Raw genomic sequence first — 14,934 nt, forward strand, 5'->3', positions numbered from 1 at the left:
AGTAAACAATACCCAGTTTTGAGAGAACAATGTTCTCTTATATGCAAGATGTGCGGTGGCAACGGCAAGAAGGTCACACCTGTTCCCATGCCGAACACAGCAGTTAAGCTTCTTAGCGCCGATGGTAGTGAAGGGTTTCCCTTTGTGAGAGTAGGACGCTGCCGCGCAAATCAAAAAGGTATCATCTTCGGATGGTACCTTTTTTATATTATACTGATTATTCAATAAGATAGGACGAAATACTAATTATCTGTTTTTTGAAAACCAAGGGAAGTCAATTAGTTTCTTATAATAGAGGAAGAAATGAGCGGATAATTCTTTAATTGCTGCTAAAACATGGTAAAATAAAGATAGTCATACCTGTTGTTTTTTAATAAAATGTATTTAACGCGTTGTTGCTCTTGTCACTCAAGTTTTTTATGTATAAACAAAGAAGGAATGAAGATAAATGAATAATAAGAAAAAATCAATTTTTATTGGATTAGGGATCTTTTTGATTTTAATGGGAGGCTTTTATATCTTTAAAAGCATGCAGTACCAGAATCAATTTCTGCCTAAAACAACTGCTGACGGCGTGTCGATTGGAAACAAGTCAGTAGAAGAAGCCAACAAAGCGCTTCAAAAGCATTACCAAGAAAGAACTTTTACGGCGGTAGAAGATGACAAAGAGTTATTTTCTTTTACAGGAACAGATATTGGCGTTGCAACTGACTTTACTAAAACTTTAAAAGAACAACTAAATAAACAACAAGCTTGGTCTTGGCCAATAAACCAATTCAGCTCAAGAGATAAGCAAGTAGCTCTTGAAGGTGTCTCATTGAATCAAGAAGAAGTGAAAAAATTTGTCTCTACATTATCTTTGGATCAAGAAGAACGGAAACTGCCAGTTAATGCGACCATAAAGAAAACTGAAAAAGATTTTACCATACAGCCTGAAGTAAAAGGAAATAGTTTTGATTTAGATAAAGTTGCAGCTTTAATCATGGATTCTGTTCAAGAAGATACAACTAAAATCAATATGAAAGAAGCTTATGCTGTTCCTACAGTTTTAGCTGATGATGAAACGTTACAAGCCAATCTTTCTAAATTAAAACAGTTAAGTGATTTATCCATTGTTTATCAAATCTATGGATCAGAAGAAATTGTGCCACGTGAAACATTAATGAGCTGGCTCAATGTTGATAAAACAGGAGACGTGATAGTAGACAAAGAAGGAATCACGACTTATATGCAAGGGTTGAGTGATAAATACAGTACCTATGAAAAAGCACGTGATTTTAAAACGTCTAAGAGAGGCGTCATTAAGGTTCCAGCTGGAACATATGGTTGGACATTAGATGTAGCAAGAGAAACAGAAGCTTTAGCAAATGATATTTTATTAGGAGAAGACATTGAACGTACTCCTCGATACAATGGTTCTGGCTACGCAGATGATGGAAATGAATTCGGCAAAAGTTACGTTGAAGTCGATTTAGAAGCACAGCATATGTGGTTCTATAAAGATGGGAAAATTGCGAAAGAGACGGATATTATTTCCGGAAAACCTGCTACGCCTACTCCAAAGGGAATCTATTATGTTTGGAAAAAAGAACGCAATGCTACTTTAACAGGCGAAGATTATGCAACACCAGTCGATCACTGGTTACCAATTGATTGGAGCGGTGTGGGCATCCATGATTCTCCTTGGCAAACCGTTTATGGCGGAAATACTCATTTAACTAAAGGGTCGCACGGTTGTATCAATACACCTCCTGGAGTAATGGTGGAAATTTACAATCAAATCGAAACGGGTACGCCGGTAATCGTATATTGATTCATTAGGAAGAGAAAAAAGCGCAACGAAATAAACTTTTCGTTGCGCTTTTTTTGTTAAAAGGCTATTCTTTTGATAGAAGCGAGAAGTAGAGCAGCAATAAATAACACTAAAAAATTTTGAAGGAGGCTTTTTTTTGAAGCAACAATACAGTGTTGGGATTGATATGGGAACGACCAGTACGAAGGCAGTGCTGTTTAGACAGAATGGAGAAGTCGTAGATGCTGCTTATGTGGCTTATCCCTTACTAAAAGAAACACCTTCGATGGCTGAACAGAACTTAGAGGATCTATTTGAAGCCGTTGTCGTGAGTATCCGTATGTTGATGGATAAAACAGCAGTTGAACCTAAAGAAATTTTATGTGTCAGCTTTGCCAGTGCTATGCATAGTTTAATTGCTATGGATTACGCTGATCAACCTTTGACAAGAAGCATCACTTGGGCAGATAACCGGTCTGCCAAATGGGCAAATCAATTAAAAGCAGCTAATGGAATGGAGATATATCATCGTACTGGAACGCCGATCCATCCAATGTCGCCGCTAGCCAAGATCATTTGGCTGCGTGAAGAACAGCCAACTACTTTTAGCCAAACAAAGAAATTTATTGGAATAAAAGAATATATTTTTTACCAATTATTTGGTCATTATATAGTAGATTATTCCATTGCTTCTAGTACAGGGTTGTTTAATATCCATCATTTCAAATGGGATGAAGCAGCTTTAGCAGCTGCGGGAATTATAGAAGACCAATTGTCTGTTTTAGCTTCTCCGACAGATAAACTAGTAGGATTACCACAAAAGTATGCAGATCAGATGGGGCTCTTACCCGAAACCCCTTTTGTGTTAGGGGGAAATGATGGTTGCCTTTCTAATTTAGGAGTAGGAGCAGTCGAACCAGGCGTGGCTGCTATTACGATTGGAACAAGCGGGGCTGTTCGAATGGTAACAGACCAACCTTATACGGATCCTAAAGGACGGACTTTTTGTTATGTGCTAGATGAACAGCACTGGGTAATTGGAGGAGCAGTTAATAATGGCGGGGTTGTTTTAAATTGGGCAAGCCATAATTACTTCCCAATGGAACAGCAATTGATCAGCCAAACAGGCGGCAACGCGTATGACTATATAATGGAGCAAATTGCTGCGGTACCAGCTGGAGCAAACGGTTTGTTTTTCCATCCTTATCTAAATGGAGAGCGTGCACCTTTATGGGATGCAGAGGCACGTGGATCGTTTTTTGGGATAAATATGCTGCATCAGCCGCAACATTTTTTACGGGCTGTGTTGGAAGGCATTTGTTTTAATCTTTATGATGTCTTTTGTACGTTAACCGAGCTAGCTGGAGAACCCAAAAAAATCATTGCTACAGGAGGATTTTCGCAATCACTAGTATGGCGCCAAATGCTGACAGATATTTTTGGTCGTCCATTTACGCTTCCAGAGAGTTTTGAAAGCTCTTGTTTAGGAGCAGCGGTAATGGGACTGAAAAGTATGGGTATCCTTCAAGAAGTCTCCGAAGTGGCTAACCTGATTGGAACAGAGCATCAGTATATTCCGCAGGCAGCAGAGGCAAGGATGTATGCTAAGTTATTTCCGATTTACCGTCAATTGAGCCAAACATTTAGTGGGGTATACCACCAAGTAGCTGAACTTCAAGAAAATCTAGATGAGTTAAAAGGATAGAAAGAGAAAAGAATCATGAAAGATACGTTCTTAAGAAAAAGACAGGAAATAATTGAAAGAGGATTATTTAATTAAAGGAGTCGAAACAGAGTATGCAAACAGAAAAAGAAAAAATGATTGCTGGGGAGCTGTATGATGCAGCAAATCAGGAATTACGCGAAGCGAGAAAATATGCGCAAGAAAAATTAAAAGCATTTCATCAAGCAAAAGAGGAAGATTCTCCAGAAGCTAAAACGATATTGAAAAAGTTGTTTGGTTCAACCGGAGAACAATTCCATATCAATCAAGGGTTAATAGTAGATTATGGGTTCAATGTACATATTGGAGAAAATTTCTATGCGAACTTTAACTGTACGCTGTTAGATATTTGTCCCATTACGATTGGAAAGAACTGTATGCTGGCCCCTAATGTTCAGCTCTATACAGCTACCCATCCGCTTGATCCCATTAAACGGAATACCTCAATAGAATATGGTAAGCCGATTACGCTAGGAGATAATGTCTGGGTCGGCGGCGGAGCTATTATTATTCCAGGAGTCACATTAGGCGATAATGTTGTAGTGGGTGCTGGAGCAGTTGTGACAAAATCGTTTCCAGATAATGTGGTAATTGGCGGCAACCCAGCTAGAGTGATTAAAGTGTTGGAAATTTAGCAAAAAAGCTGAACGATCAGCTAAATTTCATCTTATTCTATTACCAAATAAAAAACTATATGATTGCTTCGCAATGTATGTGTAAAATAGTTCTCGAGATATTATTATTTTTTACTGGCAAAAAGAAAGAAGGCGTTCTATCATAAATGTATGCTTGACCGGCAAATACATAATTGAAAGAGGCCTTCTTATGAATAAGATTATATCAAAGGTTTACCAAATAATAAAGGATTCAAACAATTTAATAGAGACAGAAGAAGCTATTCAGGTTTATATGTATGAAGTATTTTCTGAATTAGTGGGAGATGTCTTCACTCATATCAATCAGGTGATCAAAGAGGAGAAACAACTTGAAGGTTGGAAAGTGAAACGAGAAGATTGGAAAACGGTCCAATTTATTTTCGGTCCCGTTCGGTACTATCGTACCTTAATGGTAGATCACACGGATCAGAATCATTATCCACTAGATGAGTGGTTAGGCATTCGAAAATATCAGCGTCATAGTCCATTAGTAGAAGTAAAAGTGGCTGAGTTGGCGAGTAAAGCTACTTATCGAGATACTGCAACTATGCTAAATGAATGGACGGCTGTCACAATCAGCCACCAAACAGTTGGCAGTCTTCTTAAACGCGTTGGATCAGCACAAGCACGTGAAGATGAAGAAAGCGTATTGGAGCTAGAAGAAGCAGCTGAATTACCAGAAGGGAAAAAAGTGGACTATTTCTATGCCGAAGCGGATGGCGTTTTTGTTCGTGGAACAGAAAAGAAAAAAAGCTTAGAAGTTCGTCATGCCATTCTTTACGAAGGCTGGAATAAAAACGGAAAACGCGTTTCCTTAAAGGAACCTAAAGCCATTATGACGACTAAAAAAACCGCTGGTTTTTGGGCAGAGGTTCAAGCCTTTACAGCGAATCATTATGCCTTACAACAAGCCCAAGTCATTACCAATAGTGACGGTGGACAAGGCTATACTGCAGATAGATTCCAAGAAGCTTTTTCTCAATCGAATTATCCCGTTCTCAATCAGCTAGACTCTTATCATGTCTTCCAAGGCTTGAATCGTGCATTTGGCGTGAAAACTAACGTTTTTAAACAGCAGGTCAAGCAAGCATTAAAGACGCATGATTTAGATCATTTAACTATTTGGCTGGATACGTATGAAAGTACGTTAGACGAAACAGCAGCAGTGGAAAAACTGAATACATTTAGAACCTATGTTTTACGGAATTGGGATCGGATTTTCGATTGGCGCGAAAAAGTAGAACAGGCTCCGAAAGGCGCCAGAGGATTAGGCGCAATGGAGTCGAATCAACGACACATCTCTTTTCGCATGAAAAAGCGAGGAATGCATTGGAGTGCAGAAGGTTGCGAAGCTATGGTAAAGGTAAAACAAGGGATGTTCAATCACACCTTGCGTGAAGACTATCTTCACCAACAAAATAGAAGTGCGAGACAACAACGCAAGCTGAACCAAACGGTTCGTTTATCGTCGTTATTGCATGAGAAAACACGGCAGTCAGTCGGGGCAAAGAATGGGATCATTCCATTGTATGCCTCTCGTTCATCGGCAATAGGACAATTAATTAAAAGTTTTCGTTAATTCCTGTCTTTTGGGAGAAGGTTCCTGGTTTTAGGAACGTTCTTCCAAAAGATGGGCCAGCAAGCGGCGGAGCCGTGCGGTAGCTGATGGGTGTACAAAAATAGAGTGCCTAAACTAGTGAAGGAATAGGACGCTCGAGAAAAACTTGACACAAACCTTCGCAATCTAAGCCATGACAGAAAAGAGAGAGTATCATATAATTAACATAGGAAACGTTAATCCGATTCTTTAATGGGTTTTGCCGAACCTGTATAAAAAACTGGATGAACATTTTATCTTTTGCGATAAGCCGAATACATCTTAGAATGTGAAAATAAAATTACAATATTTTATAGAATGTTCTGTTTCCTAAATTATTTGATGGAGGTTTTCATCATGGAAGTTATGATTGAGACATGTTGTGGAATCGACGTTCATCAGAAGACAATTGTATGTTGTATATTAGATGGTCCTTTGGACACCAATAAACCTAAAAAGTCATATAAGATATTTGGTACTCGAACTAGTGAATTACGGAAAGCACTTGAATGGTTAGAAGAAAATGAAGTTACTGATATTTTTATGGAAAGTACAGGACAATATTGGGTACCGGTGTTTAATATCTTTTCCGAAGGAAATGTAAATATGGTTCTCGCAAATCCAGAACATATTAAGAATGTACCTGGTCGAAAAACAGATATGAAGGATGCAGAATGGATTGCGCAACTTGGACGAGTTGGTTTAATTCAAAACTCGTATATTCCAGCACCTGAAGTTATGGAATTACGTCTAATGACTCGCCGTAGGCAATCCTACACTCAAAAACGAACCCAATCGAAGAATGAGTTACACAACATTCTTCAACGATCTAACATTAAGTTGACGGGTTATTTAAGTAATATCTTTGGAAAAACTGGGCAAGCCTTGCTCCAATTATTTATAAATGGTGAAGTCTTAACTCTTGAATCTGTTGGAGCTTGTTTACATGGCAAAGTGAAAGCTTCTTCCAAGGATATACTTCAAGCAATGGATGGAAAAATATCTCTAACAGATAGGCGATTGCTTGATGATTCGTTAGATGAGTATCAATTCTATACTCAGAAAATCAAGAAAATAGAACATGATATCGAACAATATATTTTATCTCATTTTCCTCTGGAATATGAGTTGCTCCAAAGTATTCCTGGTGTGAAGCAACATAGTGCAGCGATTATCCTAGCAGAAATTGGTCCAAGTATAGAGGCCTTTAGGACAGTGAGCCACTTAGCTTCATGGGCTGGACTTTCACCTGGTTCTTATGAAAGTGCAGGAAAGAAGAAATCTTCGAGAGTAACTAGAGGTAATAAATATTTAAAAACAGCCCTAATTACTAGTGGTGGAATGGCCGGAAGGTCACGTGATCCAGCTTTCCGATCGTTATATCACAGAGTATCTAACAAAGGAACCAAAATAAAAGCAGTTGTGGCATGTGGGCACAAGTTACTACGAATCCTTTATAAGATTTTAGATGACAAAGTACCATATGACGAAAAAAGAGCACTAGGTCTGCGGCAACAGAAGCTAGCACTCAATTAATTAAAAAATTTCCTTGTCTTAATTATAGCATGGTATGTCTTTTTTTGCTTTTTTTAAGGTAATTCTTTTCAAATAAAATAAGACCGCAAGAAAACAAGTGTAAGGCTTGTTTTTCTTGCGGTCTATTTATGTTAATCGTATTTTCCAACTTATTTTAATTTAATAAGGTTAAATTAACGTAAAACTTCTTCTGTGTCAATATCAAAGAAATGACCTTTGTTAAGATCAAAAGCTAGGTTAATGAACTCACCTGGTTTATGGAAATCGCGCGCATCTACTTTCGAAATAAATTCCGTATCGTCAACACGTGTATACAACATTGTTTCAGCACCCAGCAACTCAGAAACCACAACTTCAGCATGGACTACACTATTAGGGTTGGTATCTAAAGCAATTTGCTCGCTATGGATATCTTCTGGACGAATACCAAAGATCAATTTTTTCCCGTCGTAACCTTTGCTGGCTAAGAACTTGCTTTTTCCTTCAGGAATAGTTAGTTTTAAACCGGCTCCGTTTGTAATCACATTGCCGTTTAACGTTACATTAAAGAAGTTCATAGCAGGGGAACCGATAAAGCCGGCAACAAACATATTTACAGGAGTATCATATACTTCTTTAGGTGATCCGATTTGTTGGACAAAGCCGTCTTTCATGATAACGATCCGATCCGCCATAGTCATTGCTTCAGTTTGGTCATGGGTTACATAGATTGTTGTAGTTTCTAGACGTTGATGCAGTTTTGCAATTTCTGCCCGCATGGCTACACGTAATTTAGCATCTAAGTTAGATAAAGGTTCATCCATCAAGAAAACTTTAGCATCTCGAACAATTGCCCGGCCTAATGCGACCCGTTGACGTTGTCCACCTGATAATGCAGCTGGTTTACGTTTTAAGTATTCTGTTAAGCCTAAAATTTCTGCGGCTTCTTCTACACGGCGTTTAATTTCTTCTTTTTTATATTTACGCAATTTTAAACCAAAAGCCATGTTATCATATACAGTCATATGCGGATATAAAGCGTAGTTTTGGAAAACCATGGCAATATCGCGGTCTTTAGGAGCAACGTCATTCATTAATGTATCGCCGATATATAGTTCACCTTCTGAAATGTCTTCCAAACCAGCAATCATTCGTAAAGTTGTCGATTTACCACAACCGGAAGGACCTACAAAAACGATAAACTCACGATCTTTGATTTTTAAATTAAAATCAGTAACAGAATAGTTTTCATTATTTTCATATTTTTTATGGATATTATTTAAAGCGATTTCTACCATGTTCTTCACCTATCCTTTGTTTTTTTTATCTATTGTTAGGGGTCAATATAATCAGTATAATGTAACCGTTATCTTTTTTAAACGTAGCAGTGCACAAGTTTTTAAATCTTTTTTTGTGCAGCTTGCACATAAAAGAGCACAATCAGCTATTCCAGCAAAGAAAACAGCCGTTAAGATATCGTAATACGATGCTATTTTTGTTATACTAGCAGTAATGTAAAACAGTGATCTTTAAAAAAAGAACTGGACGAAAGCAGCAGAACACTGATCAAGTGAATGAATAAGGAGTAGTTTAAAGAATGACGAAAAAACGTGGATTTGAAATTGTGACAGCTTATCAAGATAAAGCGATCCAACTGCCGATCAGAGCAACCAATCATGCAGCTGGTTATGACTTTGAAGCAGCAGAAGATTGTCTTGTACCTTCTATTTGGAAGGTATTGTTTAAAAATAGAAAATTGGAAACGGAGCAGCAAGCAGAAGGTGTGCTCCCTGAAGAGAACCGGAAGCACTTAAAATCAACTTTGGTACCAACCGGTATTAAAGCCTATATGGGAGAAGATGAATATCTGCAGTTAGCCAATCGTTCAAGCAACCCAATCAAAAACCAATTGCTGCTGCCGAATGGAGTGGGAATTATTGATGCAGATTATTACAATAATGAAGCCAATGAAGGCCACATCTATTTTCAATTTGTTAATTATGGTATCAAAGATCATCTCGTCAAAAAAGGCGATCGAATCGGCCAAGGGATTTTTATGCCCTTTCTAAAAGCGGACAATGAAAGAGCTTCTGGCAAGAATCGAATGGGCGGTTTTGGTTCATCCGGCCGATAAGCAAAACAAGAGAAAACGAAATAAAAAAGAGGAAACCAGAAGTAAATCTTCATGGTTTCTTCTTTTAAAAAGCCAGATTTATTCGATGGCGTATTGTATAGTATAGCGTAAGAAAAATAAATGTAAGTGCCTTTTGAAAAGACGAGTTGGATGTTTTCAAACGTATTATCTTACTTTTTATGGTAAAATAGAAGTACGATTAATGGAGATTATGAGAAAGGAAGGTCCGATCGGTGGCAAAAAAAGTAGCAACAAAGTTTGTCTGCCAAGCTTGTGGATACGAATCTCCGAAATGGATGGGACGTTGCCCAAACTGTGGTGCATGGAACCAAATGGAAGAAGAAGTTATTGCCGATAAAAACAACCGCAGAAGCCGTGTAAGTATGTCTGGAAAAGCAGCTAAAGCACAAACCATCAAAGAAGTGGCCGTTACTAAAATTCCTAGAGTCAAAACAAAGTTAGCAGAATTAAATCGTGTACTGGGCGGCGGCGTAGTACCCGGATCTTTGGTTTTGATCGGCGGCGATCCAGGTATTGGAAAATCAACCTTACTGTTACAAGTTTCAGCACAATTAAATGATACTGGCGGAAAAGTGTTGTATGTATCTGGAGAAGAAAGTGCCAGTCAATTAAAAATGAGCGCAAACCGTTTAGGAGTCAAAGGAGATAATTTTTATATTTATCCGGAGACGGATATGGCCGCTATTCGTCAGACGATTGAAGAAATTCAACCGGACTTCGTAGTGATTGATTCGATCCAAACGATGAGTCAACCTGATATTACCAGTGTGGTAGGGAGTGTGAGCCAAGTTCGGGAAAGCACGGCTGACTTAATGAAAATCGCTAAAACAAATAATATTGCAATCTTTATTGTTGGACATGTAACAAAAGAAGGATCGATTGCCGGTCCGAAAATGTTGGAGCATATGGTAGATACCGTTCTTTATTTTGAAGGAGATCGGCACCATACTTTCCGGATCTTACGGGCAGTTAAAAACCGTTTCGGTTCAACAAATGAAATTGGTATTTTTGAGATGCGTGAAGGCGGCTTAAAAGAAGTCGTCAATCCGTCTGAAATGTTTCTGGAAGAACGACTTGCTGGAGCAACCGGCTCTGCCGTTGTTGCAGCAATGGAAGGTACGAGACCGATTCTAGTTGAAATCCAGTCTCTTATCACACCAACTGTCTTTGGTAATGCAAAACGAACGGTCAGCGGATTAGACCACAATAGAGTTTCTTTGATTATGGCAGTGTTGGAAAAACGCGCCGGGTCTTTATTGCAAAACCAAGATGCTTATTTAAAAGCAGCAGGCGGCGTGAAATTGGACGAACCGGCTATTGATTTAGCTATTGCGATGAGCATCACTTCTAGCTACCAAGAGAAGGAAACACGTCCGCGTGATTGTTTTATTGGTGAAATAGGCTTAACAGGAGAAATACGTCGTGTGAGCCGAATCGAACAGCGGGTTCACGAAGCAGCTAAATTAGGATTTACGCGTTTGTTTGTTCCTAAAAACAATATCGGCGGCTGGACTTTTCCAGAAGGTGTCGAAATTATTGGCGTATCCACGATTACGGACAGTATTCGTAAAGCTTTTACAGAATAGAAATAAGAAAAAATATAGAGTGTGTTTTTTACTAAAACACACTCTAACAAAAGGAGGATTATTTTGGCCAAAAAAATTATTACTGGAATCTTCTTACTGATTGGCGGCAGCATTGGAGCTAGTTTATTGCCAATGGTATGGAATCTTTTCCATGTATCAAATCAATTTATGAACAATGGCTTTGTGAATATTTTAATCGGCGCAATTATATTTTTATTTCTTTCACTTCCAAGCACAAAGTACATTGAACAAGGTATTAAAAAAATCGAGCTTTTATTGAGTCAACAAAGTGTCACCTATTTATTATTTGGCAGTATCGGAACCATTATCGGAATGGTCTTAGCGTGGCTGGGCAGTTTGTTTTTGATTGGCTTGTCTTTGCCGGTGATCAGCAATGTTTTGCCTATTATTATTATGGTCGTCTTCGCTTATTTAGGTTTCCGAATCGGAACGACTAGACGTGAAGAATGGCGTAAAATGTTTCAAACAAAAGCTAAAAAAAATACAGACGAAGACAACAAAGTGCTTGAAAGAAGAGCAGATGAAACATTTAGAAAATATAAAATCTTAGATACAAGTGTCATTATTGATGGACGAATTTACGATATTGCTAAAACGGGCTTTATCGAAGGGGTCTTATTGATTCCTAATTTTGTTTTACAAGAATTGCAATATATTGCCGATTCTTCCGATAGTCTTAAGCGGGTCCGTGGTCGCCGCGGACTAGATATTCTAAATTCTTTGCAAAAAGAAAATGATATGGATGTAGAAATGTATGATGGAGATTTTGAAGACATTTCAGAAGTCGATTCTAAATTGATCAAATTAGCCAAGTTGTTGGATGGCGTCGTGGTTACAAATGATTACAACTTAAATAAAGTCAGCGAGTTTCAAAATGTACCTGTATTGAATATCAATGAGCTGGCTAATGCCGTTAAACCAGTGGTGATTCCGGGCGAAAATATGACAGTGATGGTCGTCAAAGTAGGAACGGAACGCAATCAAGGAGTAGCTTATTTGGATGATGGCACGATGATCGTAGTGGAAGACGGTCAATACTTTATGAACAAAACCATTGAAGTTGTGGTCACCAGTGCTCTGCAAACGGCAGCTGGCCGGATGATTTTTGCAAAACCCGTGCATTCTCAAAAAGGAATCAAAGAAAAAGAATAGGAGCCTTTTGATGAACAGAGACTATGAGCTGATTTTATTAGCAGCCGGTCAGGGGACGCGCATGGGGACTTCAAAAAATAAAATTCTATTGCCGCTCTTGAATAAGCCGTTGATTGCTTATCCTTTGCTCACTTTTTTAAGTGACCCTAATTGCCGGCATATGATTGTGGTAGCAAAAAAAGCTGAGATTCCCTTATTAAAAAAATGGATTCAAGCAGAAGTACCAAAAGCAACTATTCCGATCACGTTCGTCAAGGGCGGACTGGAAAGGCAAGACAGTGTCTATTGCGGGTTGCAAAAATTGCAGCAGCCTACCGGTTTTGTCCTGATTCACGATGGCGCCCGTCCTTTCATTGAACGGTATACGATTGAACGATTGAACGAAAAAGCTCGTAAGACGAATGCGGCCATTTTAGGAGTACCGGTTAAAGATACGATTAAAATGGTGCAGCAAGAAAAAATAATGGAAACTTTGCCTCGTCCTGCACTCTGGCAAGTTCAAACCCCTCAAGCATTTAGTAGTCCGCTGATTCTTAAAGCCCATCAAAAGGCGCAAGATGAAGGCTTTTTAGGTACGGATGATGCTTCATTGGTTGAACGCTTAGGAGAAACAGTGACGATTGTTGAAGGAAGTTATGATAATATCAAAATCACCACTCCAGGCGATTTGATCACAGGAGAAGCGATATTAAAACAGCAGCAAAGAGAACAATTAAAAGAACAGGAAGAGACGATTATGCTAAGAATTGGACAAGGATATGATGTACATCAACTGGTTCAGGAGCGTCCTTGTATTATCGGCGGTGTAACCTTGCCTTTTGAATGGGGGTTATTAGGCCATTCAGATGCCGATGTTTTACTACATGCTGTGATCGATGCACTGCTTGGCGCAGCTGGAAAAGGCGATATTGGCCATTTTTTCCCAGATGATGACCCAGCGTTTAAAGATGCCGATTCAAGAGTGCTGTTACGAAAAGTGTGTCAGGAATTAACAGCGGCAGATTTTAAAATCGGCAATATTGATGCAACGATTTTGGCCGAAAAGCCTAAAATGCAACCTTATTTAGCAGAAATGAAAAAAAACTTAGCATATGATTGTCAAATAGGTATAGAACGTGTTAACGTAAAAGCGACGACATCTGAAAAAATGGGGTTTGTCGGTCGCCAAGAAGGTATCGCAGCAATGGCCATTTGTTTATTAGAAAAAAATAAAATGTAGGAATGAGGAAAGAACTATGACAAAAAAAGTTCGCGTACGCTACGCACCAAGCCCAACAGGACATTTGCACATTGGAAATGCCCGGACAGCGTTATTCAATTATCTGTTTGCCCGTCATAATGATGGACAATTTATTGTTAGAATTGAAGATACCGATCAAAAAAGAAACATTGAAAATGGTGAAAAGAGCCAATTAGAAAACTTAAAATGGTTGGGAATGGATTGGGATGAAAGTCCGGATAACCCAGGAGAATACGGTCCTTACCGTCAATCCGAAAGACGGGCAATCTATGATCCATTAGTAGAGCAGTTGTTATTGAGCAACCGCGCTTATAAATGTTATTGTTCTGAAGAAGAATTAGAAGCTGAACGGGATGCACAAAGAGCTCGTGGAGAAATGCCTCACTATAGCGGAAAATGCTCGCATTTGACTCCTAAAGAACAACAAGAAAAAGAAGCTTCAGGGATTGAACCGGTCATTCGTTTCCGGGTTTCGTCAGAAAATACGTATAGTTTTGAAGATATGGTAAAAGGCCCGATTACGTTTGAAGCAGCAAGTGTGGGAGGCGACTTTGTGATCGTTAAGCGTGACGGCATGCCTACATATAATTTTGCAGTAGCAGTTGACGACCATTATATGGAGATTACGCATGTTTTACGTGGGGATGATCATATTGCTAATACGCCGAAGCAATTGATGATTTATGAAGCTTTTGGCTGGAAAGCACCGCAATTTGGCCATATGACGTTGATCATCAATAGTGAAACAGGTAAAAAGTTAAGTAAGCGTGATGAAAGTATTCTTCAATTTATTGAACAATACCGCGACTTAGGTTATTTACCAGAAGCCATGTTCAATTTTATTGCCTTATTAGGCTGGTCGCCAGTCGGAGAAGAAGAAATTTTTGATCAAGCAAGTTTTATTAAGATGTTTGACCCTGATCGCCTAAGTAAATCTCCAGCTGCTTTTGACCCTAAAAAATTGGACTGGATCAACAACCAGTATATGAAACAAACGGATCTTGAAATAGTGACAGCTCTTGCAGTGCCGCATTTAGTCAAAGCAGGGTACATTGAAGCAGATTTATCTGAAGAAAAAAAAGAATGGATCCAAAAAGTAGTCGGTTTGTACCATGAACAAATGAGTTATGGAGCTGAGATCGTTGGATTAGCCAGTTTGTTCTTTACTGAAACACCGGATTTGGATGAAGCAGCCAAAGAAGTATTAGCAGGAGAAACGGTTCCTGAAGTCCTTAAAGCCTTCGATAAAGTTCTAAGTGAATTAGAAACCTTTGATGTTGCTAGTATCAAAGCTGGAATCAAAACTGTGCAAAAAGAAACAGGTATTAAAGGTAAAAATCTCTTTATGCCGATTCGTGTAGCAGTTACTGGACAAACACATGGTCCTGAATTGGGCGAAACCATTGAATTATTAGGTCGTGAAAAAGCCAAAGCGCATTTGCAAACAGCGATTGCTCATTTATAAAATATAAATGACTTAATTGAATAGCATAAAAA

At 38.7% G+C, this 14,934-nt stretch carries 11 protein-coding genes, 1 rRNA gene, 1 pseudogene and 1 other annotated feature (1 of these 14 running past the window's edge); of the genes and pseudogenes, 12 read left to right on the plus strand and 1 reads right to left on the minus strand.

All coding sequences use genetic code 11. From position 1 onward, the window contains the following. Window positions 1-51 precede the first annotated feature (51 nt). From rrf to BR87_RS13055, 6 genes are all read left to right on the plus strand, one after another. A 5S ribosomal RNA gene (gene rrf / locus BR87_RS08565) occupies window positions 52-167 on the plus strand. A 281-nt stretch (window positions 168-448) separates the two neighbouring features. Then, window positions 449-1,813 carry a L,D-transpeptidase family protein gene (locus tag BR87_RS08570; RefSeq protein ID WP_035031002.1) on the plus strand — a complete coding sequence of 455 codons (1,365 nt, stop codon included), beginning with the start codon at window positions 449-451 and terminating at the stop codon, window positions 1,811-1,813. 136 nt (window positions 1,814-1,949) lie between these two features. Then, a complete protein-coding gene (gene gntK / locus BR87_RS08575; protein ID WP_051929763.1) occupies window positions 1,950-3,497 on the plus strand; it encodes a gluconokinase in 1,548 nt (515 codons plus the stop codon). 92 nt (window positions 3,498-3,589) lie between these two features. After that, window positions 3,590-4,150, plus strand: a complete 561-nt coding sequence (locus BR87_RS08580) for a sugar O-acetyltransferase (RefSeq protein ID WP_035031005.1) — start codon at window positions 3,590-3,592, stop codon at window positions 4,148-4,150. Window positions 4,151-4,340: 190 nt separating this feature from the next. Then, a complete protein-coding gene (locus BR87_RS08585; protein WP_035027845.1) occupies window positions 4,341-5,750 on the plus strand; it encodes an ISLre2 family transposase in 1,410 nt (469 codons plus the stop codon). A 375-nt stretch (window positions 5,751-6,125) separates the two neighbouring features. Continuing rightward, window positions 6,126-7,304 carry an IS110 family RNA-guided transposase gene (locus BR87_RS13055; RefSeq protein WP_084683569.1) on the plus strand — a complete coding sequence of 393 codons (1,179 nt, stop codon included), beginning with the start codon at window positions 6,126-6,128 and terminating at the stop codon, window positions 7,302-7,304. Window positions 7,305-7,477: 173 nt separating this feature from the next. On the opposite strand, the gene BR87_RS08595 is transcribed toward BR87_RS13055, so the two are convergent. Beyond that, window positions 7,478-8,581, minus strand: a complete 1,104-nt coding sequence (locus BR87_RS08595) for an ABC transporter ATP-binding protein (protein WP_035031008.1) — start codon at window positions 8,579-8,581, stop codon at window positions 7,478-7,480. A 299-nt stretch (window positions 8,582-8,880) separates the two neighbouring features. Between BR87_RS08595 and BR87_RS08605 the strand changes: the two genes are divergently transcribed. From BR87_RS08605 to gltX, 6 genes and pseudogenes are all read left to right on the plus strand, one after another. Continuing rightward, entirely contained in the window at window positions 8,881-9,417 is a 537-nt protein-coding gene (locus tag BR87_RS08605) for a dCTP deaminase/dUTPase family protein (RefSeq protein WP_035031012.1), read from the plus strand. 233 nt (window positions 9,418-9,650) lie between these two features. Continuing rightward, window positions 9,651-11,024, plus strand: a complete 1,374-nt coding sequence (radA, locus tag BR87_RS08610; protein WP_035031014.1) for a DNA repair protein RadA — start codon at window positions 9,651-9,653, stop codon at window positions 11,022-11,024. A 63-nt stretch (window positions 11,025-11,087) separates the two neighbouring features. Beyond that, window positions 11,088-12,197: a PIN/TRAM domain-containing protein gene (locus BR87_RS08615; RefSeq protein WP_035031016.1), complete on the plus strand. Its 1,110-nt coding sequence runs from the start codon at window positions 11,088-11,090 to the stop codon at window positions 12,195-12,197. A gap of 10 nt (window positions 12,198-12,207) precedes the next feature. After that, window positions 12,208-12,882, plus strand: a pseudogene (gene ispD, locus BR87_RS13240) (2-C-methyl-D-erythritol 4-phosphate cytidylyltransferase); the annotation flags it as partial. Between the two features lie 51 nt (window positions 12,883-12,933). Continuing rightward, window positions 12,934-13,416: a 2-C-methyl-D-erythritol 2,4-cyclodiphosphate synthase gene (gene ispF / locus BR87_RS13245; RefSeq protein WP_211249998.1), complete on the plus strand. Its 483-nt coding sequence runs from the start codon at window positions 12,934-12,936 to the stop codon at window positions 13,414-13,416. 16 nt (window positions 13,417-13,432) lie between these two features. Beyond that, window positions 13,433-14,902 carry a glutamate--tRNA ligase gene (gltX, locus tag BR87_RS08625; RefSeq protein WP_035031020.1) on the plus strand — a complete coding sequence of 490 codons (1,470 nt, stop codon included), beginning with the start codon at window positions 13,433-13,435 and terminating at the stop codon, window positions 14,900-14,902. A 25-nt stretch (window positions 14,903-14,927) separates the two neighbouring features. Continuing rightward, window positions 14,928-14,934, plus strand: a binding site (T-box leader); it runs 221 nt beyond the window's last position.

The organism is Carnobacterium mobile DSM 4848 (assembly GCF_000744825.1).
In the GTDB taxonomy this organism is placed as follows: domain Bacteria; phylum Bacillota; class Bacilli; order Lactobacillales; family Carnobacteriaceae; genus Carnobacterium_A; species Carnobacterium_A mobile.